This is a genomic window from Synechococcus sp. Tobar12-5m-g (assembly GCF_024345415.1).
Classification (GTDB): domain Bacteria; phylum Cyanobacteriota; class Cyanobacteriia; order PCC-6307; family Cyanobiaceae; genus Regnicoccus.
On record NZ_JAGQBB010000002.1, the window covers coordinates 160,583 to 181,706 of the forward strand.

Sequence of the window (21,124 nt, forward strand, 5' to 3'; positions counted from 1 at the left end):
CCTAGGGGGACTTGGGGGTGGGTCCTGGTGATGTGGTGAAGGTCACGGTGCAGCGGTAGCGCGTGTTGCCCATCCCCACCGAGAACGATTCGCAACTCGTGCCGCTGACCGTGGCCCCCTGGGGGACCTGCTGCAGGGCCCGCTGCCTGGCATTGCTTTCGTCCCAGATCGATTCGGCCGTGGAGGACTCAGCCCGGCTGGCGAGCGGAACGGCCAGCAGCAATCCGCTGACCAGGGCAATCGATCGAAGCCAGACCCGTGTCTTCTCAAGAGTCATGGATCGACGCCGCCGTCAGGGCCGAAGCGCTGCCAGCTCACCTGCTCGATTCGGCCGAGCAGCCGTGGTGGGGCCTGGCCCACCTGCACCCGCACCAGATCGGGCCGACCGGCGATCACCGCCAGGCCGGAACCCAATGGGAACCGCTTGGATCCGCTCAGGGTGCCCCGGAAGAGAGGCCGGCCATCTGCGGTCTTCACCTCCAGCCAACTGGAGGAGCCACTGCTCAGCTGCAGTTCTCCCGCTGCAGGTGGCACGGCGGTCGTCCCAGCGGCCGCGACCGGGTCTACCGCTGCTGGTGTCCCGGCCTGCTCAGAACTGGGTTGCGGCTGATTCCGCCATCCGAAGCTCAGCAAGGCCGCTGCCCCGCAGGCGATCGCGCCGGCGGTGAGCAGGCCCTGGAGGGGGCCGCGCCGGACGACTGGATGGCGGCGGGGACGGCTGGCGGAACGCTTGGGATCACCCTCCACTGGACGGGCCAGGGGATGGACGAGTGCGGTAGGCATGGAGCTGCCGATCCCCTCCTCCAGCCCGGGGATTCGGCCGTCGTCGCCGAGGCCCAGGGCCTGGCCCACCCGACGGGCCTGGGCGATCACGTAGACCGGCTCGGGCAGACGGCGGTGGTCGCCGGCCTCAAGCGCTTCAAGCTGCTCCGGCGGGAAGAACAGCTGGCTGGCCAGATCCTGCAGACCGATCGCTCTCGATTCCCGCTCCTGGCGCAAACCTGTTCCGAGGGCAGACAGGGCCTTGTGGTAGGGGGAGTCCAACTCTGGAGCCGTGTCGACGTTCTTCTGCTTCATCAGCTTCTGATCAGCGACCAGAGGGTATCCGATTGCGACGAAGGGGACACACTCCCTGGACACATTCCCTGGACCGTTCCGTCTCCTTGATCCCCTTCAGTACAGTCGGCTGAGCACGAACTCCGGCAGGGCCAGCAGGGCGGAGCCGGCTTCCGAGGGGGGAAGCCATTGCAGCGACAGGCGGGCCTCGCGGGCGAAGCCCTCCGCCAGGGCCCTGGAGCGGGGAATGGCATCGCAGCCGCGCACCAGGTCCAGGGCCTGGGCGAGGTCGTTCGGTTCGCAGAACTCCCGCTCAATCAGGCCCGCCAGGGCGGGGCGTTCCTCCAGGGCATACAGGGCCGGGGCGGTCAGGTATCCCGCCGCCAGGTCGCTGGCCGCCGGTTTGCCCAGCTGCTGGTCGCTGCCGGTGAAGTCGAGAATGTCATCCACCACCTGGAAGGCCAGGCCCAGCTGCCGTCCGAAGCGGTAGAGCTGGTCGAGTTCGTTGGCAGCCAGGCCACTGAGCACGCCAGCAGCCCTGGCGCTGTTGGCGATCAGAGAGGCCGTTTTGCAGTAACTCTTGCCCAGATAGGTTTCGAAACTCTGGCCGGTGTCGTAGCGGTAGAGCCCCTGGCGCACTTCCCCGTCAGCCAGATCCATGATCACCCTGGACAGGAGCTTCACCACCTCCAGATCGTCGAGGTTGGCCAGGTGCCAGCTGGCCTGGGCGAAGAGGAAATCACCGGCCAGCACTGCCAGCCGATTGTTGAAGCGGCTGTGCACCGTGTCGACGCCGCGTCGGGTGGAGGCCTCATCAACGACGTCGTCGTGGACGAGGGAGGCGGTGTGGATCATTTCGGTGATCTCGGCAAGGCGCCGGTGGCGCGGCCCCAGCTCCCCCTGGGGCGACAGGGCCCGGGAAAGCAGAAGCACGATGCCAGGGCGGATGCGCTTTCCACCGGCACTGAACAGATGTTCGGCCGCCGCCTGCAGGATCGGATGGCCGGCGCCGATCAGGTTGCGCAGATCACTCAGCAGGGTTTCCAGGTCGTTCTCGACCGGCTGAAGCAATTCAGCAACCGTTGCCATGTCCGCCGCACTGCCGGGAAGATCCTAGGAGGCCCCGACCGGTGTGTGCAGGCTCACCTGCTCCACCGCGGGTTGCCAGCCCAGCCAAGGGGTGGCGGCGCGGGCGAAGCAGCGGGGGTCGCCGGTGACGCAGAACCGGCCGTCATTCGCCAGGGTGCGGGGCAGGTGGAGGCCGCAGCTGGAGGCTGGAGCCACAGGCGTCTGCTGGAGCAGAGCCCCCAGCCTCTCCACCGCCGCCACCGCCGGATCCACCAGGGTGACCTCCGCCGGCAGCAGCTCCCGCAGCAGATCCTGCAGCAGGGGGTAGTGGGTGCAGCCCAGCACGATCGTTTCCACCCGGGCGATCAACAGCGGCTCCAGGTAAAGGCGAGCCGCCTGGCGCAGCCGTTCGTCGTTCAGATCGCCCGCCTCGATCAGGGGGACGAAGGCCGGGCAGCCCACCTCCACCACCACGGTGCCCGGATGGCCGGCGCGGAGGGCATGGCCGTAGGCGCCGCTGGCCGCGGTGGCCGGGGTGGCCAGCACCCCCACCCGATCGACCCGAAGCTGGGCGGCCACACTGTCGATCAGGCCCAGCACCGGCACCCCGGCCTCCGCCTCGAACACGTCGAAGGCCAGGGCGTTGGTGGTATTGCAGGCCATCACCACCAGATCGACCCGTTGCTGCCGAAACCAGCCCACCAGTTCCCGGGCGATCGTGCGGATCTCCGTCGTCGACCGTTGGCCATAGGGCACCCGGGCCGTGTCGCCCAGGTAGAGAAAGGGTTGGCGGGGATGGCGTTCCAGCACCTGTCGCAGCACGGTCAGGCCGCCGAGGCCGCTGTCCATCAGGCCGATCCGCCGGGCCATTCAGCCGCCCCCCAGATAACTGAGAATGCCGCGGGCAATCGCCACCGCCAGCTGTTGCCGATGGGCGGCGGTGGCCAGCCTGGGGGAGTCGAGGTCGCCGGTCACGAAGCCGGTTTCCACAAGGGCGGCGGGCATCACGGTGCGGCGGATCACGAAGAAGCGGCCGGGCTTGACGCCCCGATCGGGGCTGCCCGGCGACACGGCCAACACCTCGGACTGCACGGCGCTCGCCAGGGCCCTGGAGAGGGAACTCTGGAAGTAGAAGGTTTCGATTCCGTTCACATCGGGCCGCTCCATGTTCAGGGCATTGGCGTGGATGCTCAGGAAGGCGTCGGCGCCGCTGCTGTTGGCCAGGGCGACCCGGGGGGGAAGGTCTACGTCAATGTCGGAGGTGCGGGTCAGGACCACCCGCACGCCCCGGTCCTGCAGCAGCCTGGCCACCTGCAGGCTCACGTCCAGCACCACGTCGGTTTCGCGCAGCCCGCCGATCCCCACAGCGCCGGGGTCGGGACCGCCATGGCCCGGATCGATCACCACCGTGAAGCGGCCCTTCGCCAACCCCGGCAGGCCGGTGGCCCTGAGGGGCGCGCCACTGCCCCCTTGAAAGGCCGATGGCGAGGAGGGCTGCCAGGGTGCCGGACGGGGGCGCCAGGCCACGGCCGCAGCCTCGACATCCCCTTCTCCCACCGGAGCGATGCTGCCGGAGCGGAGCCCGGAGAGCTCCAGCCGCCAGCGATCCCGGGCCGTGCCAACCAGGCGCATGGCGCCTGGATCGAGCTCCGTTCCGGGGGCGAACTCGAGCACGAGGCGGGTGGTGCCTGCATCGGGCTTGCCGATGCGAATTTCCTGGAGCACGCCGCTTCCCCGCAGGCTGCGGGTGCGCTGGGGGGCGCCGGGCAGATCGATCCAGATCCGGGGGCCCTGGCCGCCCTGCCCCGCTTCGTAGAAGGCCTGCAGGGTGATCGAAGGGGTGGTGCGCAGTTCCAGAACCCCATCACGGCTGATCCGCCAGGCCGCCAGGGCGCTGGCCGCCTGGGCCGGCAGGGCGCCCAGGAGCAGCGCCAGGGAGGCGACGCAACCGATCAAGCCGCCGCTTCGCAACCGGCTGCGCAGCGGCCCCGGCAATGGTGGGCGCGGCGTCGCCAGGGTCAGAACAGCGAAGGACGGCGGTGCTGGAGGCTGGGCATCTGGGTTCGGACCCGTTGGCCGTGGCTGGGGTCGACCGGCGCCACCGCCAGCCCCGTCGCCACGCCGGCATCGGCCAGCACCGTGCCCCAGGGATCGATCACCAGGGCATGGCCGTGGCTTTGCCTGCGCCCATAGTGCAGCCCCGTCTGGGCGGGTGCCAGCACGTAGGCGGTGTTCTCGATCGCCCGTGCCTGCAGCAGCACCTGCCAGTGATCCTTGCCGGTGAAGGCGGTGAAGGCGGCCGGGATCATGATCAGTTCCGCCGCCGCCCCGGCCAGGTGGCGGTAGAGCTCCGGGAAGCGCACGTCGTAGCAGATCGACAGACCGATGCGGCAGAGACCTGGTACATCCACCACGGGCGGCAGGGCGTTGCCGGGCTGCACCGTTTCCGACTCCCGGTAGGTGTTGCCGTCCGGCAGGTCCACGTCGAACAGGTGGATCTTGTCGTAGCGGGCCAGCAGCTGGCCGTCCTTGCCCACCAACTCCGCCCGGTTGTAGGTGACCCGCTCACCGGCCAGCACCGGAAAGCCTCCGCCCAGAAGGGTGACCTGGTAACGCCGCGCCATCGTCACCAGAAAGCGGCTGCAACGCTCCGCCAGGGTCGGGGCCAGCTCCAGGCGGCGGTCGTCGTCGCCCATGAAGGCGAAGTTCTCGGGCAGACCCACCAGGTCGGCACCCCGCCGGGCCGCCAGCTCGATCAGCTCCTCGGCGGCGGTGAAATTCGCCTCCGGATCCGGGGTGCTGGTCATTTGCAGGGCGGCTGCAAGGAAGCTGGGCACGGGGGGAGAAGAAAGATCGGCGGAACTGTAGGGGAGGAGGGCAGGCCCGGCTCGGGGCGGATGGCTGGGGATCAGCTGGCCTTGAGCACCCCGGGCTCGGTCTGGATCGGCACGATCTCCAGGCTGTCCACCGCAGCGCAGCAGCGGAAGTCGGCGTCATGGTCGCCCAGGCCGATCAGCCGCTGGCCATGGCTGGCCAGCCTCAGGCAGCCCTCGGGATCGTTCTTCCACTGTTCCCACAGCGCCAGGGCGGCGACCATCTCGTCATTGCCCTCCCGCACCGCAACGCCGCGGCTTCGGCCCAGCTCGATCGCCGCGGCCGCCACCGCGCCTGCCGCCAGGGTGTCCTCGAGGGAAAAGGCCCCCTCCCAGCCGCTGCCCACGATCCAGACCGTCTGGGCGCCCTGCTCCAGCAACCGCTGCGCCACGGCGCGGCGGTTGGGCAGGCAGGCCGTGAGCAGCAGCGGCACGGCCCGCACCCGATCCAGGGAGCGGGTGCCGTTGGTGGTGCTCAGAAAAATGCGCTTCCCCCCCACCCGCTCCGCCGTAACCGCCAGGGGGGAGTTGCCCAGATCAAATCCCTCCACCATGGCCCCGCCCCGTTCGCCGGCCCTCAGCCGCTTCTCGGCAGGCCAGGCCGCCGCCGCCGCCTCCAGGCTCGGCAGGTCGGCGAAGGCCTGGATCGCCTCGGCGCCGTTCTGCAGGGCCCAGGCGATCGTGGTGGTGGCGCGCAGCACGTCGATCACCACGGCTGCGTCGGGAGTGGCTGTGTCGGGAGCGGACCCAAGCGGCGGCACCGATTCCGAGCTGTGGAAGGTGTGGATCTGCACGGCGCGGCCGATGGGGGAGGTGCGTCACAGTAAGCAGCAACCGACCCCAGGCCCATGACGGTGGCGTTGCCGAAGAGTGCAACACGCGACCTACGCGGCTTTCTCGCCCTGCTCGAGGAGCGGGGCCAGTTGCGGCGGATCACCGCCCCCGTCGACCCCGATCTGGAGCTGGCCGCGATCGCCGACCGGGTGCTGGCCCGGGGCGGACCGGGTCTGCTGTTTGAGAACGTGATTGGTAGCCCGATGCCCGTGGCGGTGAATCTGCTCGGCACCGTGCAGCGGGTGGTGTGGAGCATGGGGATGGAGCGGGCTGAGCAACTCGAAGACCTGGGTGAACGACTCGCCCTGCTGCAGCAGCCCCGCCCACCGAAGGGGCTCAAGGAGGCGATGCGCTTCGGGGGCGTGCTCTGGGATGTGATCAAGGCCCGTCCCGACCGCGACCTGATCCCCCCCTGCCACCAGCAGGTGTTCAAGGGTGAGGCGGTGAATCTCGACAGCCTGCCGCTGCTGCGCCCCTGGCCGGGTGATGCCGGCGGGGTGATCACCCTCGGCCTGGTGATCACCAAGGATCCCGAAACCGGCGTGCCCAACGTGGGGGTCTACCGGTTGCAGCGCCAGTCGGCAAACACGATGACCGTGCACTGGCTCTCGGTGCGGGGCGGAGCCCGGCACCTTCGCAAGGCGGCGGCCCTGGGCAGGCCCCTGGAGGTGGCGGTGGCGATCGGCGTGCACCCGTTGCTGGTGATGGCGGCGGCCACTCCGATCCCGGTGCAGCTCAGCGAGTGGCTGTTCGCCGGGATCTATGCCGGCGAGGGGGTGCGGCTGGCGAAGTGCAAGACCGTGGATCTGGAGGTGCCCTCCCACAGCGAAGTGGTGCTGGAGGGCACGATCAGCCCCGGCGAGGAGCGGCCCGATGGCCCCTTCGGCGACCACATGGGCTTCTACGGCGGTGTGGAAGCCTCGCCTCTGGTGCGCTTCCAGTGCGTCACCCAAAGGAAGAACCCGGTGTTCCTCACCACCTTCAGCGGCCGGCCCCCCAAGGAGGAGGCGATGCTGGCGATCGCCCTGAACCGCATCTACACGCCGATCCTGCGCCAGCAGATTCCCGAGATCGTTGATTTCTTCCTGCCGATGGAGGGGCTCAGCTACAAGCTGGCCGTGATCGCCATCGACAAGGCCTATCCAGGTCAGGCCAAGCGGGCGTCGATGGCCTTCTGGAGCGCTTTGCCCCAGTTCACTTACACCAAATTCGTGGTGGTGGTCGATCAGGCCATCAACATCCGCGACCCGCGCCAGGTGATCTGGGCGATCAGCGCCCAGGTGGATCCCCAGCGGGATCTGTTCGTGCTCGAAGACACCCCCTTCGACTCGCTCGACTTCGCCAGTGAGCGGCTGGGGCTGGGCGGCCGACTGGCGATTGACGCCACCACCAAGATCGGTCCGGAGAAGCGCCACGCCTGGGGCGAACCGCTCAGCCGCCCGGGAGATCTGGAGGCCCACATCGATGGGCGCTGGGCCGAACTTGGCCTGGCCGACCTGGGCGCCGGCGACCCCGACCCCGTTCTGTTCGGCTACACCCTGGAGCACGTGCTGGAGCGGCTGGCCGTCCGGCGCTGATGCTGAAGCGGCGCGGCCTCTATGCCCTTCGGGCCCTGCTGGAGCTGGCCCTCGATCCCGGGGCCTGGCGATCCGTCCAGCAGCTTGCCGCCGCTCAGTCCATCCCTGCCCCCATGCTGGAGCAGCTGTTGCTGCAGCTGCGGCGGGCCGGCCTGGTGGAGGCGCGGCGGGGCCGCAGCGGCGGCTATCGCCTCACCCGCCCGGCTGCGTCCATCCCCCTGGCCGAGTTGCTCCAGGCGGTGTCTGCGGATCCTGCGGTGGATCTTGCGATGGACCCGGCGGTGGAGATCGCAGAGCCCCTCGATGCTTGGCCTGGCTGGAATCCAGGCGACCTCTCACGGGCAGGTGATCGGGTGGTGATGGCGCTGGAGCGCCGGCTGCGTCAGGCCCTGCAGCGGGAACTCGCCGAACTCACCCTGGAGGAACTCGTTTTCGATCTGCGCAGTTGGCAGGAATGTCTGCGGGAGGACGGTGGGCTCATGCTGGGTTGAGTCAGCCCAGGTAGCTGGCCCGCAGGGCGTCATTGGCGAGCAGCTCGGCGGCACTCCCCCGCAGGCTCACGCTGCCCGCCTCCAGCACAACGCCCCGATCGGCGATGGCCAGGGCGGCGAGGGCGTTCTGCTCCACCAGCAGGATCGTGAGGCCGTCGCGGCGCAGCTCCGCCAGGATCGCCATCACCTCCGCCACCAGCTTGGGAGCGAGCCCCAGACTGGGTTCATCCAGCAGCAGCAGCTCTGGGCGGCCCATCAACGACCGGGCGATTGCAAGCATCTGCTGCTCGCCGCCGGAGAGGCTGCCGGCCCGTTGTCCGCGCCGCTCCGCCAGCCTGGGAAAGCGCTCGTAGCAGCGCTCCAGATCGGCGCGGATGCCTTGCCGATCGCGGCGCAGATAGGCGCCCAGCTCGAGGTTGGTGGCCACGCTCTGGCGTGCCAGCACCCGCCGCCCCTCCGGGCAGTGGCCGATGCCCAGGCGCACCGTGCCCTCCGTGGACGCCCTGGCCAGGGGCCTCCCCCGCCAAGTGATCCCACCTGCCGAGGGGCGCACCAGACGGGAGATCGCCCGCAGGGTGGTGCTCTTGCCGGCGCCATTGGAGCCCAGCAGGGCCACCAGTTCGCCCGGGTGCATCTCCAGATCCAGCTCGCGCAGGGCCTGGACGTTCCCATAGCGGACCGCCAGGCCAGTAAGGGCCAGTAGGGGAGTGCCGCTCATCCGTCGACCCCCAGGTAGGCGGCGATCACGGCCGGATCGCGGCGCACGGCTTCCGGGGGGCCTTCGGCGATCCGCTCGCCGAAATTGAGCACGGCGATGCGGTCGCAGAGGCGCATCATCAGCGGCACGTGGTGCTCGATCACCAGCACGGTGAGGGCGAACTGCTGGCGCAGCCGCTGAATCAGGCCGCAGAGCTCCTCCTTCTCGCCTGGGTTCATGCCGGCGGCCGGCTCATCGAGCAGCAGCAAGCGCGGGGCGGTGGCCAGGGCCCGGGCGATCTCCAGCCGGCGCTGCAGCCCATAGGGCAGGCTCGCGGCCGGTTGATGGAACTGTTCCGCCAGATCCAGCAATTCCAGCAGCTCCAGGGCCTGAAGGCGGAGCTTCGCCTGCTGGAGTCGGAAGCCCGGCCGGGCCAGCAGGGCGCCGACCAGGGAAGAGCGGCCCCTGTGGTGCAGCCCCACCAGCACGTTCTCCAGGCAGCTGAGCGGGCCGAACAGGCGCAGATTCTGGAAGGTGCGGGCGATCCCCAGCCGGTTGACCCTGTCCTCGCTCAGGCCACGGATGGGTTCTCCCCGCCAGAGGATCCGACCGGCGCTGGGCGGGGTGACGCCGGAGATCAGGTTGAACAGGGTGGTCTTGCCGGCGCCGTTGGGGCCGATCAGCCCCAGGATCTCCCCCTCCTCCACCCGCACGGACACCCGGTTGAGGGCCAGGAGGCCGCCGAAGCGGCGGCTGATGTCCTCGAGTTCCAGCAGGGGCGGCGGTGGTGGGGGTGTCATCGGCCCTGGCTTTTCCATGCCCGCCCCAGCCAGTCCAGCCGCTCCGGCGTGATCAGGCCCTGAGGAAACAGGGCCGGGCCGATCAGGATCACCAGCCCGAAGACGATCAGGCGCAGGTCGCCCACCGGCCGCAGCAGCTCCGGCAGGGCGGTGAGCACCAGCCCGCCGACCACCGGCCCCAACCAGGTGCGGGAGCCGCCGAAGACGACGAAGGCCAGGGTGGTGATGCTGGCGTCGAAACTGCCCTGGCGGGCGTTCCAGGTGTTGAGGAAGTGGGCCGCCACCACCCCGGCCAGGGCAGCGATCACAGCGCTGAGCACGAAGGCCGTGAGCTTCACCTCGGTGGTGGCGATCCCCATGCAACGGGCAGCCAGCTCATCTTCCCGGATCGCGGCCATCGCCCGTCCCAGGCGCATGCGATCCAGCCGGGCGCAGATCCAGCACCAGGCCGCCAGCAGCAGGACTGTGAAGGCCAGATAGCCGCCGGGTCCGGCGAAGGGCTGGGGGATGGCGAAGATCCCCACCGCTCCACCGCTCCATTCCAGATTCAGGTTGAGCACCCGCAGCATTTCCACCAGGGCGATGGTGGCGATGGCCAGGTAGATGCCGCGCAGTTGCAACACCGGCCGTCCCACCAGCAGCGCCACGGCCCCGGCCACCAGGGCCGCCACCCCCATCTCCAGCAGCAGGGAGGGCAGTGGGTACGTGGCTGCCGCTCCGCCCAGCGCCTGCCAGCGGGTGGAGAGCAGGGCCGCCACGTAGCCGCCGATCGCGTAGAAGCCCGGCGTGGCCAGCGAGAGCTGGCCGCAGCGCAGCGGCAGCGACACCGAGAGCGCCAGCAGGGCAGCCAGGCCCATCTGCACCAGCAGGGAGAGCCCGCTCACACCTTGCTGCTCTGGGGTCTGCCCAGCAGCCCCTGGGGCCGAAGCATCAGCATCAGGAACAGGAAGGCATAGGCCACGCCGTCCTTGGTGCCGGAGAACTCGGCCGGCACCAGCGCCTCGGCCAGGCCCACCACCAGGCCCCCCAGAACGGCCCCCGGCACGCTGCCCAGGCCGCCCAGCACCAGCACCCCGAGGCCCTTGAGGCCGAAGCCAATGCCGAAGTAGGGCCCTGCGATGCTCACACTCAGGCCCACCAGGCCGCCTGCCACCCCGGCCAGAAAGCCGCTGATCGCGAAGGCCAGGCGAATCATCGACCCGGCAGGGATGCCCAGCAGCCTGGCCATCAGCGGATCTTCCGAGACCGCCTGCAACGCCTTGCCGCTGCGACTGCGCTCCAGCCAGAGGGTGAGGACCACGAGCACCAGGGCGGCGATGCCCATCAGCAGCAGCTGCACGGTGCGCACCGTCGCTCCCCCCAGGTTCACGGCGGCGGGCAACCCCGCCAGGGTGCCGGCCGGGATGGCGTAGCTCTCGGCTCCCATCAGGATCTGCACCAGGTTCACCAGCACCACGCCGGCGCCAAGGCTGGAGATCAGGGTGAGCAGGGGGTCGGACCGTTGCCGGCGGAGGGGGGCGAAGGCGGTGGCCTCCACCAGCAGGCTCACCAGGGCGGCGCCGAGCCCGGCCACGGCCAGGGCCAGCCAGAAGGGCAGGGCGAACGGCAACCGAAAGCCGGCCAGGGCGCCGTTGGCGCCCACCGGCCCGCCGATCAGCAGATAGGTGAAGTAGGCCCCGAGGGTGAAGACGGCGCCATGGGCGAAATTGATCACCCCCAGCACCGAGAACACCAGGGTGTAGCCGAGGGCAAACAGGGCGTACACCGCACCGGCGGAGAGGCCGTTGACCAGGATCTGGAGCAGGTGGTCCAAGGGGGAGGGGTTGCGGCTGCGGCTAGGGCGGGGATCCGTTCAGCAGCGCGAAGCGTCCGCTGCGGCCATCCGGTTGCATCCGCACCTGGGCCACATAGAAGTTCTTCTGCACCACCTCGCCGTCGGGGGTGAAGCTGATTTCTCCCAGAGGGGTGTCGTAACGGCCACCCAGCAGCTCGGCCATCAGGGCCGTGCGGGCCTCCGCCAGTTTGAGTGCGCCCAGGGGCTGCCGCCGGTTCAGCCGCTCCAGGGCCTCGGCCACCACCTGGAAGGCGGTGAAGGCCTGGGCGGTGAGCTGGGGCGGGATCGCCCCCCCCTTGGCCTGCTTGTAAAGCTTGAGAAAGGTTTGGTTGATCGGCGTGGCCAGTTCGGGGCTGTAGGCCTGCGCGATCAGGATGCCGTCACAGCTTGCCTGGCAGATCGGATAGATGTTCGGCGTGTTCATGCCGTTGCCCACCACGATCGCGCCCTTGTAGCCCAGTTCCCGCAACTGGCGGATCAGGTTGCCGCCATCCACCGCCTGGGCCGAGATCACGATCAGATCGGGGTGGAGCCGCAGGGCGGCGGTGATCTGATTCTGGAAGTCCTGGTCGTTGAGCTGGGTGCGCTGCACCGTGACTGGCTTCAGCCCCTTGGTGGTGAGGGCCTTCTGAAAGATGGTGGTTTCGGAGGTGCTGTAGGCATCGTCCTGGGCATAGAACACCGCCGCCCGGCTGATGCCGGGATTCAGTTCCAAGGCCTTGGCAATCGAAAGCGGTGCGATCACCGCACTCGACGCCGACACCCGGCTGATGAAGCTGCCGATCTGGGGGATCCCCACGGCGGTGTTGGAGGGGGCCACCACGGGCACGCCTCGGCGCTGGGCGATCGGATCGGCAGCGAAGGCCTGCTGGGAGAGGGTGGGGCCAATCAGAGCCACCACGCCGGCATCGATCAGCAGGTTGAAGGCCTGGCTGGCACCCTGCTCATCGCCGCCGCCGTCTTCGATCCGCAGCCGCACCGGCTTGCCGCCGATGCCTCCGGCTTGGCCTCCCAGGCCAGGGCCGTTGAACCAGCGCTGGGCGAGGTCCAGGCCGATCTGTTGATCCTGGCCGTAGGCATTGGCGTTGCTGGTGAGGGCCAGCACCGCTCCCACCGGCACCCCGCCGCTGAGATTCAGCGGTTGCTGGCTGCCGTCGGAGCCACAGGCCGCCAGCACCGAAACGACCCCCAGGAGCGCCGCGGCCAGGGCGGGAAGAGACACCAGACGAGAGCCCATGCCGCTCAGGCGATCGCGGCGAAGCTGGCGCGGAAGGCGGCCAGGGTCATGTCGATGTCCTCGTCGGAATGGGCCAGGGAGGTGAAGCCAGCCTCGAAGGCGCTCGGCGCCAGATACACGCCGCGCTCGAGCATGGCCTGGTGCAGGCGGCCAAAGCGGGCGGTGTCTGCCGCCTTGGCGTCCTCGAAATTGTGGACGGGGCCCTCGCAGAGGAAGAAGCCGAACATGGCGCTGATCGAACCGCCGTTGATCGGCCGGCCGGCCTCCCGGGCGGCCGCCAGGATGCCGGCGGAGAGCCGCTGGGTGACCGCCTCTAAGCGCTCGTAGGTGCCGGGCTGTTTCAGGAGTTCGAGGGTTTTGATCCCGGCCGTCATCGCCAGGGGATTGCCGCTGAGGGTTCCCGCCTGGTACATCGGCCCGGCGGGGGCCACGAGCGCCATGATGTCGGCGCGGCCGCCATAGGCCCCTACCGGCAGGCCGCCGCCGATCACCTTGCCCATCGTGGTGAGGTCGGGGGTGACTCCGAACTTCGCCTGGGCGCCGCCGTAGGCGATCCGGAAACCAGTCATCACCTCATCGAAGGTGAGCAGGGCGCCGTGCTCGGTGGTGAGCTCCCGCAGCCCCTCAAGGAAGCCGGGTTCGGGGGTGATGAACCCGGCGTTCCCCACCACCGGCTCGAGGATCACCCCGGCGATCTCTCCGGGGTTGTCGGCGAACAGCTGTTTCACCGATTCCAGGCAGTTGTAGGGGGCGGTGAGGGTGTTCGCCGTGGTGCTCTTCGGCACACCAGGAGAATCGGGCAGGCCGAGGGTGGCGACGCCCGACCCCGCCTTGACCAGGAACATGTCGGCGTGGCCGTGATAGCAGCCTTCGAACTTGATCAGCTTCTCGCGGCCGGTGAAGGCTCGCATCAAGCGCAGCACCGACATGCAGGCTTCGGTGCCGGAGTTCACGAAGCGCACCATCTCCACGCTCGGCACGGCCTCGATCACCATCTCCGCCAAGGTGTTCTCCAGGGCGCAGGGGGCGCCGAAGCTGGTGCCCTTCTCGAGCGCCTGGTGGAGGGCGGCAATCACCTCCGGGTGGGCATGGCCGCAGATCGCTGGCCCCCAACTGCCGATGTAATCGATGTAGCGGTTGCCATCCACATCCCAGGCGTAGGCCCCACTGACCCGGTCGAAGACGATCGGCTGGCCGCCCACCGAGCGGAAGGCCCGCACCGGCGAACTCACCCCACCCGGCATCAGGTTCAGCGCGGCACGGAAGATGTCCTGGGAACGGGTGGTGTTCAGGGCTGGAGCCGAGACGGGGGCCGATGTCAAAGCGCACTCCGCGGGTGTTGGGGGCGGCCGCTTGATTGCAACAGCCATTTCCCATCCTTACGCAGGATCCGACCAATCCGTCCAGCCGGTGCCGGCTCGGTAAAGTCCCGATGGCTGAACCTGCTTCCGTTGGTGGATACGCCCAGCACTTCGAGCCTGCCCTGGGTGCGGATCGAACGACACCTGCGCCGGTTCCTTCCCGAGCGGTCGGTGGTGGCACGGCGCCAGGAGCTGCTCACCTACGACAGCGACGGCCTCACCCTGCACCGCCACCAGCCACCCCTGGTGGTGCTGCCGGAAACCACCGAGCAGGTGGCTGCCATCCTGCGCTGTTGCTGTGAGCTGGGAGTGCCGTTCGTGGCCCGCGGCAGCGGCACCGGTCTCTCGGGCGGGGCGGTGGTGGAACAGGAGGCCCTGCTCGTGGTCACCAGCCGCATGCGTTCGGTTCTGGCGGTGGACCTCGAGAACCAGCGCATCACTGTGCAGCCGGGCGTGATCAACAGCTGGGTCACCCGGGCGGTGAGTGGCGAGGGCTTCTATTACGCCCCGGACCCCTCCAGCCAGGTGGTCTGCAGCATCGGCGGCAACGTGGCCGAGAACGCCGGTGGGGTGCACTGCCTCAAGTACGGCGTCACCAGCAACCATGTGCTGGAGCTGGAGGTGGCGCTGCCCGATGGCACGGTCACCCGCCTCGGCGGGCCGCTGGCGGAGATGCCGGGACTCGACCTGCGCGGCGTGTTCATCGGCAGCGAGGGCACCCTCGGCATTGCCACCGCCATCACCCTGCGGCTGCTGCCTGCGCCCCAGACCGTTGAGGTGCTGCTGGCCGATTTCAGCTCGATGGAGGCGGCCGGCGAAGCGGTGCGCACCGTCACGGCCGCGGCGGTTCTCCCGGCGGGCATGGAGATCATGGACAACTTCACGATCAACGCCGTTGATGATCTGTTCGGCGTCGATGAGTATCCCCGCGATGCGGCGGCGGTGCTGCTGATCGAACTCGACGGCCGCAGCGAGGAGGTGCGGGCGGCGGCGGAGCGCACCAATGAACTCTGCCGCCAGGCGGGCGCCCGCTCGATCCGCCGGGCCCGCAGCGATGCCGATCGCGCCCAGCTCTGGAAAGGCCGCAAATCCGCCTTCGCCGCCGTGGGCCGCATCACCCCCACCTATTACGTGCAGGACGGTGTGGTGCCCCGCAGCGCCCTGCCAGGCGTGCTGGCGGCGATCGAGGCGCTCAGCGCTGCCTACAGCTTGCCGGTGGCCAATGTGTTCCATGCCGGCGACGGCAATTTGCACCCGCTCATCCTTTACGACGCCAGCACCCCCGGAGTGCTGGCGCGGGTTCAGGATCTGGGCGCCGAGATCCTGCGCCTCTGCATCGACGCCGGCGGCAGCATCACCGGCGAGCATGGCGTGGGTTCCGACAAGCGCTGCTACCTCGACTGGATGTTCACCCCGGAGGATTTGGCCACCATGCAGCTGGTGCGCCGGGCCTTTGACCCGGAAGGCCGTGCCAATCCCGGCAAGTTGTTTCCCACCCCCCGCAGCTGTGGGGAGTCAGCGCGCCGGGGCCGCACCCTCCGCCTACCCAGCGAGGATGGTCTCCCTGGTGGTCTTGTGGGGTCCGCTGCGATCGGTGGAAACGGGGCCGATGCCGTGAGCGAGACGGTGGAGGTGTTCTGAGTCCCCCCAACGGCTTGTCACAATGGGCCCGATGGTCCTCGCCCTTCCTGATGTGCTGAAGCTCCGGCGCCGCTTGAGTCACGCTCCACGCAACGTTGCCGTGGCCCTGACGGCAATCCTTCTCCCCCTCTTGACCCCGTCGCTGGCCCGGGCGGAAACGGTGATCGAAAGGGCGGCCCGCACCGGTGTGATCAACGTGGCCGGGCCCACCAACCTGCCGCCTTACTCCTTCCTCACCGATCAGAAGCAGCCCACGGGCTATGGCATTGAGGTGGCGGAGCGGATCGCCGCTGAGCTGTCCCGCTACCTCGGCAAGCCGATCACGGTGGATGCGCAGCCCGTCAACGATCCGGCCACCCTCTTCCGGCAGGTGAAAACCGGTGAACTCGATCTCGCCTGCGGCGCCCAGTTCACCTGGGAACGGGAGATGTTCGTCGACTTCACCCTGCCCTTCAGCCTGTCCGGCATCCGCATGCTCACCCCGCAGGGTCGGCTCAGCGGCAGCGCCGATTCCCTGGTCGGCAAGCGGGTCGGGGTGGTGCCGGATTCCCTGGGGGATCGGGCCATCAAGGCCCTGCAACCGAGGGCCCTCCGGGTGCCCATCCAGGGTCTCAGCGAGGGGGTCGGCCAGCTGGTCGCCGGCCAGCTCGATGCGGTGGCGGGCGATTCGCTGCTGCTGGCGGCTGCGCTCCAGCGCACTGGCGCCAAGGGTTATGGGCTCGTGCCGGAAGCACCCCTGGCCCGCTACGCGGTGGGCTGCATCCTGCCGGAGAACAACTCCACCTTCCGCAACCTGGCCAACCTGGCGGTCGCCAAGTTGCTGCAGGGTTACCTAAACGACAACAAGGCCGATCAGGATCTGGTCAACCGCTGGCTGGGCCCAAAGGGATTGCTGGACCTTCCGCCCCAGCTGATCAAGGATTACTTTCAGAACGTCCTGCTCACCTATGAGCAGATCCAGGTTCCGGCCCCCACCCCTGCCCCCTCGGTTCAAGCCCCATGACGATCACCTCCCGTGCCGGCATGCTCGGCGTTCTGATTTCGCTCACGGTGCTGGCCCTTCCATCGGCCTGGGCCACCGGCACTGGCAACCCTGCCGCCACGGGAACGATCGAGGCCAGGTTGAGCCGCATCGCCACAGCCCTGCGGGAGCGGCAGGGCGGGATCGATGGCCCGACGCCGGCCTCTGCTCATCGGCAAGGGCCTGATCAGCACATCGCTGCCGGCTTCGTCAATGGACGCTATGGCGGTGCGGTCCGGGGGCCGGGCGGTGGCGGCTTCGTCAATGGCCACCCCTACTACGGGGGCGCCAGCCGGGGCTTCGTCAATGGCGGTGGTGGTTTCGTCAACGGCGCCTATGGCGGCGGCGGGTTCTTGAACGCCGCCCCCCGCGGCGGCGTGTTCCGCAACTGGTGATTGTCCTCTCCAACGGCTGTCGCTTCGATCAGCCCCCCCTCAGTTGCAGCCCTGCACTGAGATGCGGTAGCTGAAGCCGAGGGCGCCGGGCTGGGAGCTCGAGCCGATGTGGAAGTTCATCAGGCTGGTGCGGCGGCCGGGAATGGTGGGGAACGGTCCGAACATGCGGCCGGTCCCCTCAGGTGGAGAGATGGTCACATCGAACAGGCGTAGGCTGGTGCGATCCGTGAAAATCATGTATCCCCGCACCGGGTAGGTGGCGGGGTCGGTGGAGGTGGCGGTGAAGAAGAACCGATAGCTGCTGAAGGGTCGGTCCACGATGAAATCGGTGTTCCAGTTGGTGCGGCCCAGCAGGCGGCCGGGACCCACCCGCTTCGAAACCACCGGATCACCGCTGCCGCCCACGGGCAGCAGGAACGAGCAGACCGGCTGGGCCTGGGCGGTCGCCGCCCCGCTGATCGCCAGGGCGGCGCCGAAGCCCAACCAGGCTCCAAACCTCCGGCCCACGGCCCCAGGCACCGAAGCGGCAGGAACGGAAGCGCCAGGGATGGTCATGGGGGCTTTCAACTCCCGCCAACCTAGGTCCGAACCCACGACCTGATTCCTCTTCAGCCCAACTCCCTCACCTCGGCAAAGCCGTCCTCGGCATCCTGCTCGGGGAGCTGCAGGTTCACCACCACGGGGGCATGGTCGCTGGGTTGCTCCTGGCCCCGCACCTGCTTGTCGATCGCGCAACCGGTGGCGCAGGCGAGCAGCGCGTCCGAGAGGTAGATGTGGTCGATGCGCCAGCCCCGGTCCCGGTCCCAGGCCCCGCTGCGGTAATCCCACCAACTCCAGTGATCGCTGGCCGGCTCGAACAGCCGGAACACGTCGTGCAGGCGCTCCCCCAGGGCCGTCCGCAGCGCCAGCCGTTCAGGCTCGCTGGCCATGATCCCGCCGCTGAGGCGGGCCGGGTCATGGATGTCGCGATCCTCCAGGGCGATGTTGAAATCCCCCACCAGGCAGAGATCTTCCCCCTGCTCGGCCTGGGCGGCCAGGTAACGGCCCAGACAGGCCAACCATTCCAGCTTGTAGCCATACTTCTCGCTCTTGAGCCCCGAGCCGTTCGGCACGTAGAGGTTGAGCACCCGGATCCCCTCCACCAGGGCGCTGATCACCCGCTTCTGCTCGCTCAATGCCCCCGCCGCGTTGTCCCCCGGCAGCAGGGCCTCCAGGCCGACCTGGACATCCTCCAGGGGCAGGCGACTGAGGATGGCGACGCCGTTGTAAGCCTTCTGGCCACTGATCGCGCTCCCGTAGCCCAGGGCCGCAAAGGCCCCTTCAGGAAACAAGTGGTCCTCCACCTTGGTTTCCTGCAGGCAGAGCACGTCGGGTTGCTGACGCTCCAGCCAGGCCACCACCTGATCAAGGCGGCTGCGGACCGAGTTCACATTCCAGGTGGCGATGCGCATGGCAAGCGGCTGATCCATTGGCAAAGAGCCCTAGCATCGAACTCCGCTGAATTCCTTCACGCCATGGCCCGTTCCCTGGCCCTAGGAGCCGTTGCCATGATCGCGGCCGTGACCACGGCTGGTGTGGCCTGGCTCGCTCCTAAGGCCCGTGCCGATGGGCTCGGAGGCGGCCAGTCGGTTCAGGAGAAGCAGCTCTACGACTACGGCCCCGAGCAGAACAAGGGAGTCCTGGGCACCAGCAATCCGATCGAACTGATGAACCGGATCCGCCGTGGCCAGGCCCTCGACAACGCCACCAACCCCGGTGATGCCGTCGATCAGGCCCTCAGGGAGCTGGAGGTGAAGTCGGTACCGGGTCCCCAGACCCCGGGTTCAGCGGGGGTGAAGGGGCCTTAGGACCGCTCCCCGCGGCAGGGTCCCTGAGCGGGGCCAGCCCCCAGGCCGCCGCCACATGATCGAGCCGGGGATCCTGGCCATTCGGTTGGCGTCGCCGCGCCTCCTGGAGAATCTCCAGGGCTGCTGGGGTATGGCCCTGCTGCTGCTTGAGCAGCGCCCTGGCCAGCACCGGCCTGGGGTCGGCCGGAAAGCTCCGGCTCAGGGTCTGGTAGAGCGCATCGGCTTCGCTGAGCTTTCCCAGCCGCCGCTGCAGATCGGCAAGCAGCAGGCCGATCTGCAGGGCCCGGGCTTTCAGTTGGGGCACCGAGGCCTTCTGGTACTGCGCCTGCAGCTGGGCCTGGGCGGCCTCCCCACGGCCCTGCTCCCACTGCAGCAGCGCCATCAGTTGGAGGGCTTCGATCCGCTCGGGATTCATGTTGAGCAACTGCCGCACCTCCCGCTCGGCGCCGCTGTGATCGTTCTGGGCGCGACGCAGTTCAGCCAGCATCAACCGAAGCGGCCAGCGGTCGGGTTGCTGATCCGCCATCCGCTCCAGCAGGGCGGTGGCTTCGACGTTCGACTGCAGGGCCACAAGCAGCTCCAGCAACCGCTGTTGCTGGCCTTGGGTGGCCGTGCCGCGGGCCACGTCGTCCTTGAGCAGGTTCACCTGCTTCTGGGCCTCGATCCGGGAACGGTCGGTAACGGTGCTGCCGACGCCGCGCTGGCCCAGCCACCAGCCCGCCAGCAGCCCGCCGAGCGCCAGGGCCAGGCCAGCTGCGGCCAGCCAGAGCCCCCGGCGGGCGTTGACGATGCGGCCGACGGACAGTCGGGGAGCCATGGATCCAGCGGTGCTGCTTGAAGTCTGCCCCCTGGAAGGCCTGGCTAGATTGGGCAGTGGGCCAATGGTTGCCCCTCCCCAAGATGCGTCACCATCCGATTTCCCCGGTCACCGAACCGTTGCAGTACCGGGCCATCGGCGTGGTGCGCGGCCAGTACGTTCCCACCGACGCCGAGCAACCCACCCGCGGCCTGATCCGCACCGCCGACGGCACCGAGATCGAAGCGGTGGTGCTGGGCAGGGTGCTGAGCCTGGTGCGCCGCCACCTCGACATGGCCAGCCCCCACCTCTGGGTCGTCTATCCCCGCATCCGCGAGCCCGGCAGCCTCCATCTGCAGATCATGGGCGTGTGGGAGCCCAGCACCCTCGATGCCGCCTGCGGACCCGCCACCGAGGACCAGCCCGTCGATCTCCAGCCCCCCAGTGACCAGCCCCTGGGTGACCAGCTCCCGGAAGGCGACGACTACTTCTCCGTGCGCGGAGAGTTGATCTTCACCCGCCCCGAGAGCGATGAGCTGGTGATCAAGGTGCGCCAGAAGCCCCGGGCCGACGGCAGCCGCGTCCAGCCCTTCAAGCTGCAGCTGCGCGGGCAGATCCCCCTGGAGCACCTGCGCCATTTCGTTTCCCTTGATCTGCGGCGCCAGGCCAGCCAGCTGCAACTGGAGCGCTGCGAGGTGATCGCTCCGGTGGCCCAGCGCGGCAACCGAGGCGGCAAAGACCGCGTCGGTAAGGAACGGGGTGCCAAGGACCGTGGTGGCCCTGACCGTTCTGGCCTGACCAGGGTCGAGCCGAAGTCACCGCGCGGCCCCCTCAGCCGGGGCGAGGCTCCCTCCCGCGGCAGCCAGCGCACGGCGATCATCCGGCCGGGGGGCTGAGGACGCACCGTGGAGCCCCCTGATCCCTCCGGCCCGGTTCGGCCCGGCCCGGCGCCCGACTCCGGCGATGGTTCGATTGCCACCCTGTCAGCGGGCGTTGTGGTGGCCGGCGGTACCGGCCTCGCCGTTCTGGGGCCGGTGCTGGGGATCTCCCCCTGGCTGATCAGCCTGGCGGTGGGCGGAGCCCTGGCCGGGCTCACCATCGACGCCGCCCGCTTCGGTGGCCGCGGCGGCCATCTGCTGGCCGAGGCCCTGCCGGGCGGACGCCGGCGGTTGCGGCGGATCGCGATCCATGAGGCCGGCCATTCCCTGCTCGCCGAGCAGGACGGGTTGCCGATCCGCCGGGTGCTGGTCGGCAGCCTCGCCTGCCTGCGGGCCGGCTTGCGCGCTAACGGCAGCACGGAATTCGAACTCCCCTCCCACGCCAAGCTGGCCGCTGACGACCTGCGTCGTTGGAGCCGGGTGCTGCAGGCCGGCATGGCGGCGGAGCGCCTGCTCTTCGGCCAGTCCAGGGGTGGCGGCGATGACAGGGCCCTGCTCGGGCGCCTCTGGGGTCTCTCGGGTTTCGACGTGGCCATGGCCCAGCGGGAGCAACGGCGGGCACGGCGGGAGGTGGAGCAATGGCTGCGGCACGAGCGGCAGCAGCTGGAGCACCGCGCTGAACAACTGCTGGCCGAGGCCCCCCGCCTGTTGCGCTGAC

Annotated in this window: 24 protein-coding genes; 8 read left to right on the forward strand and 16 right to left on the reverse strand. The window is 69.2% G+C overall.

Annotated features, from left to right (window positions below; translation table 11 throughout):
• Window position 1 precedes the first annotated feature (1 nt).
• The 7 genes from KBY66_RS02610 to KBY66_RS02640 all read right to left on the reverse strand — a co-directional run bounded on the left by KBY66_RS02610 (window position 2) and on the right by KBY66_RS02640 (window position 5,791).
• On the reverse strand, window positions 2–277 hold the full coding sequence (locus tag KBY66_RS02610) for a hypothetical protein (protein WP_255087579.1): 276 nt from the start codon (window positions 275–277) through the stop codon (window positions 2–4).
• Complete coding sequence (locus KBY66_RS02615) at window positions 274–1,077, reverse strand: helix-turn-helix domain-containing protein (protein ID WP_255087580.1); 804 nt, start codon at window positions 1,075–1,077, stop codon at window positions 274–276. The genes KBY66_RS02610 and KBY66_RS02615 overlap by 4 nt, the downstream gene beginning before the upstream one ends.
• Before the next feature lie 96 nt (window positions 1,078–1,173).
• Window positions 1,174–2,145 carry a solanesyl diphosphate synthase gene (gene sds / locus KBY66_RS02620; protein ID WP_255087581.1) on the reverse strand — a complete coding sequence of 324 codons (972 nt, stop codon included), beginning with the start codon at window positions 2,143–2,145 and terminating at the stop codon, window positions 1,174–1,176.
• Between the two features lie 24 nt (window positions 2,146–2,169).
• On the reverse strand, window positions 2,170–2,994 hold the full coding sequence (gene murI / locus KBY66_RS02625; protein ID WP_255087582.1) for a glutamate racemase: 825 nt from the start codon (window positions 2,992–2,994) through the stop codon (window positions 2,170–2,172).
• Complete coding sequence (locus KBY66_RS02630) at window positions 2,995–4,095, reverse strand: N-acetylmuramoyl-L-alanine amidase (protein WP_255087583.1); 1,101 nt, start codon at window positions 4,093–4,095, stop codon at window positions 2,995–2,997.
• A 47-nt stretch (window positions 4,096–4,142) separates the two neighbouring features.
• Entirely contained in the window at window positions 4,143–4,961 is an 819-nt protein-coding gene (locus tag KBY66_RS02635; RefSeq protein WP_255087584.1) for a carbon-nitrogen hydrolase family protein, read from the reverse strand.
• A gap of 71 nt (window positions 4,962–5,032) precedes the next feature.
• Complete coding sequence (locus KBY66_RS02640) at window positions 5,033–5,791, reverse strand: 2-phosphosulfolactate phosphatase family protein (RefSeq protein ID WP_399224686.1); 759 nt, start codon at window positions 5,789–5,791, stop codon at window positions 5,033–5,035.
• 54 nt (window positions 5,792–5,845) lie between these two features.
• Here KBY66_RS02640 and KBY66_RS02645 point away from each other — a divergent pair, with 54 nt between their 5' ends.
• On the forward strand, window positions 5,846–7,408 hold the full coding sequence (locus KBY66_RS02645) for a UbiD family decarboxylase (protein WP_255087586.1): 1,563 nt from the start codon (window positions 5,846–5,848) through the stop codon (window positions 7,406–7,408).
• The gene (locus KBY66_RS02650) at window positions 7,408–7,899 is read left to right on the forward strand and encodes an Rrf2 family transcriptional regulator (protein ID WP_255087587.1); all 492 of its coding nucleotides are present in this window, start codon (window positions 7,408–7,410) and stop codon (window positions 7,897–7,899) included. Before KBY66_RS02645 ends, KBY66_RS02650 begins: the two co-directional genes overlap by 1 nt.
• Window position 7,900: 1 nt before the next feature.
• On the opposite strand, the gene KBY66_RS02655 is transcribed toward KBY66_RS02650, so the two are convergent.
• From KBY66_RS02655 to hemL, 6 genes are read right to left on the reverse strand one after another with little or no spacing between them, the layout of a single operon-like run.
• Window positions 7,901–8,617, reverse strand: coding sequence for an ABC transporter ATP-binding protein (locus KBY66_RS02655; RefSeq protein WP_255087588.1), 717 nt, complete (start codon window positions 8,615–8,617; stop codon window positions 7,901–7,903).
• Window positions 8,614–9,396, reverse strand: coding sequence for an ABC transporter ATP-binding protein (locus KBY66_RS02660; protein WP_255087589.1), 783 nt, complete (start codon window positions 9,394–9,396; stop codon window positions 8,614–8,616). The genes KBY66_RS02655 and KBY66_RS02660 overlap by 4 nt, the downstream gene beginning before the upstream one ends.
• The gene (locus KBY66_RS02665) at window positions 9,393–10,280 is read right to left on the reverse strand and encodes a branched-chain amino acid ABC transporter permease (protein ID WP_255087590.1); all 888 of its coding nucleotides are present in this window, start codon (window positions 10,278–10,280) and stop codon (window positions 9,393–9,395) included. The genes KBY66_RS02660 and KBY66_RS02665 overlap by 4 nt, the downstream gene beginning before the upstream one ends.
• The gene (locus KBY66_RS02670) at window positions 10,277–11,209 is read right to left on the reverse strand and encodes a branched-chain amino acid ABC transporter permease (RefSeq protein WP_255087591.1); all 933 of its coding nucleotides are present in this window, start codon (window positions 11,207–11,209) and stop codon (window positions 10,277–10,279) included. The genes KBY66_RS02665 and KBY66_RS02670 overlap by 4 nt, the downstream gene beginning before the upstream one ends.
• 22 nt (window positions 11,210–11,231) lie before the next feature.
• Window positions 11,232–12,467, reverse strand: coding sequence for an ABC transporter substrate-binding protein (locus tag KBY66_RS02675; RefSeq protein ID WP_255087593.1), 1,236 nt, complete (start codon window positions 12,465–12,467; stop codon window positions 11,232–11,234).
• A 5-nt stretch (window positions 12,468–12,472) separates the two neighbouring features.
• Window positions 12,473–13,759 (reverse strand): glutamate-1-semialdehyde 2,1-aminomutase, encoded by a 1,287-nt coding sequence (gene hemL / locus KBY66_RS02680; protein ID WP_255087648.1) that lies wholly within the window; start codon window positions 13,757–13,759, stop codon window positions 12,473–12,475.
• Between the two features lie 162 nt (window positions 13,760–13,921).
• Between hemL and KBY66_RS02685 the strand changes: the two genes are divergently transcribed.
• From KBY66_RS02685 to grrA, 3 genes are read left to right on the forward strand one after another with little or no spacing between them, the layout of a single operon-like run.
• A complete protein-coding gene (locus KBY66_RS02685) occupies window positions 13,922–15,469 on the forward strand; it encodes an FAD-linked oxidase C-terminal domain-containing protein (RefSeq protein ID WP_255087594.1) in 1,548 nt (515 codons plus the stop codon).
• A gap of 31 nt (window positions 15,470–15,500) precedes the next feature.
• On the forward strand, window positions 15,501–16,472 hold the full coding sequence (gene grrP, locus KBY66_RS02690; RefSeq protein WP_255087596.1) for an extracellular substrate binding-like orphan protein GrrP: 972 nt from the start codon (window positions 15,501–15,503) through the stop codon (window positions 16,470–16,472).
• Window positions 16,469–16,885 carry a GrrA/OscA1 family cyclophane-containing rSAM-modified RiPP gene (grrA, locus tag KBY66_RS02695; RefSeq protein ID WP_255087597.1) on the forward strand — a complete coding sequence of 139 codons (417 nt, stop codon included), beginning with the start codon at window positions 16,469–16,471 and terminating at the stop codon, window positions 16,883–16,885. Before grrP ends, grrA begins: the two co-directional genes overlap by 4 nt.
• Before the next feature lie 39 nt (window positions 16,886–16,924).
• Here grrA and KBY66_RS02700 read toward each other — a convergent pair whose 3' ends face one another.
• Window positions 16,925–17,440 carry a hypothetical protein gene (locus KBY66_RS02700; protein ID WP_255087598.1) on the reverse strand — a complete coding sequence of 172 codons (516 nt, stop codon included), beginning with the start codon at window positions 17,438–17,440 and terminating at the stop codon, window positions 16,925–16,927.
• Window positions 17,441–17,493: 53 nt separating this feature from the next.
• Window positions 17,494–18,336, reverse strand: a complete 843-nt coding sequence (gene xth / locus KBY66_RS02705) for an exodeoxyribonuclease III (protein ID WP_255087599.1) — start codon at window positions 18,334–18,336, stop codon at window positions 17,494–17,496.
• Window positions 18,337–18,399: 63 nt separating this feature from the next.
• Between xth and KBY66_RS02710 the strand changes: the two genes are divergently transcribed.
• The gene (locus KBY66_RS02710) at window positions 18,400–18,732 is read left to right on the forward strand and encodes a hypothetical protein (RefSeq protein WP_255087600.1); all 333 of its coding nucleotides are present in this window, start codon (window positions 18,400–18,402) and stop codon (window positions 18,730–18,732) included.
• Here KBY66_RS02710 and KBY66_RS02715 read toward each other — a convergent pair.
• Entirely contained in the window at window positions 18,662–19,549 is an 888-nt protein-coding gene (locus tag KBY66_RS02715; protein ID WP_255087601.1) for a tetratricopeptide repeat protein, read from the reverse strand. The genes KBY66_RS02710 and KBY66_RS02715 overlap by 71 nt on opposite strands.
• Before the next feature lie 83 nt (window positions 19,550–19,632).
• Between KBY66_RS02715 and KBY66_RS02720 the strand changes: the two genes are divergently transcribed.
• Complete coding sequence (locus KBY66_RS02720; protein ID WP_255087649.1) at window positions 19,633–20,424, forward strand: hypothetical protein; 792 nt, start codon at window positions 19,633–19,635, stop codon at window positions 20,422–20,424.
• Between the two features lie 9 nt (window positions 20,425–20,433).
• Window positions 20,434–21,123 (forward strand): hypothetical protein, encoded by a 690-nt coding sequence (locus tag KBY66_RS02725; protein WP_399224693.1) that lies wholly within the window; start codon window positions 20,434–20,436, stop codon window positions 21,121–21,123.
• The last annotated feature ends 1 nt before the right edge of the window (window position 21,124 follow it).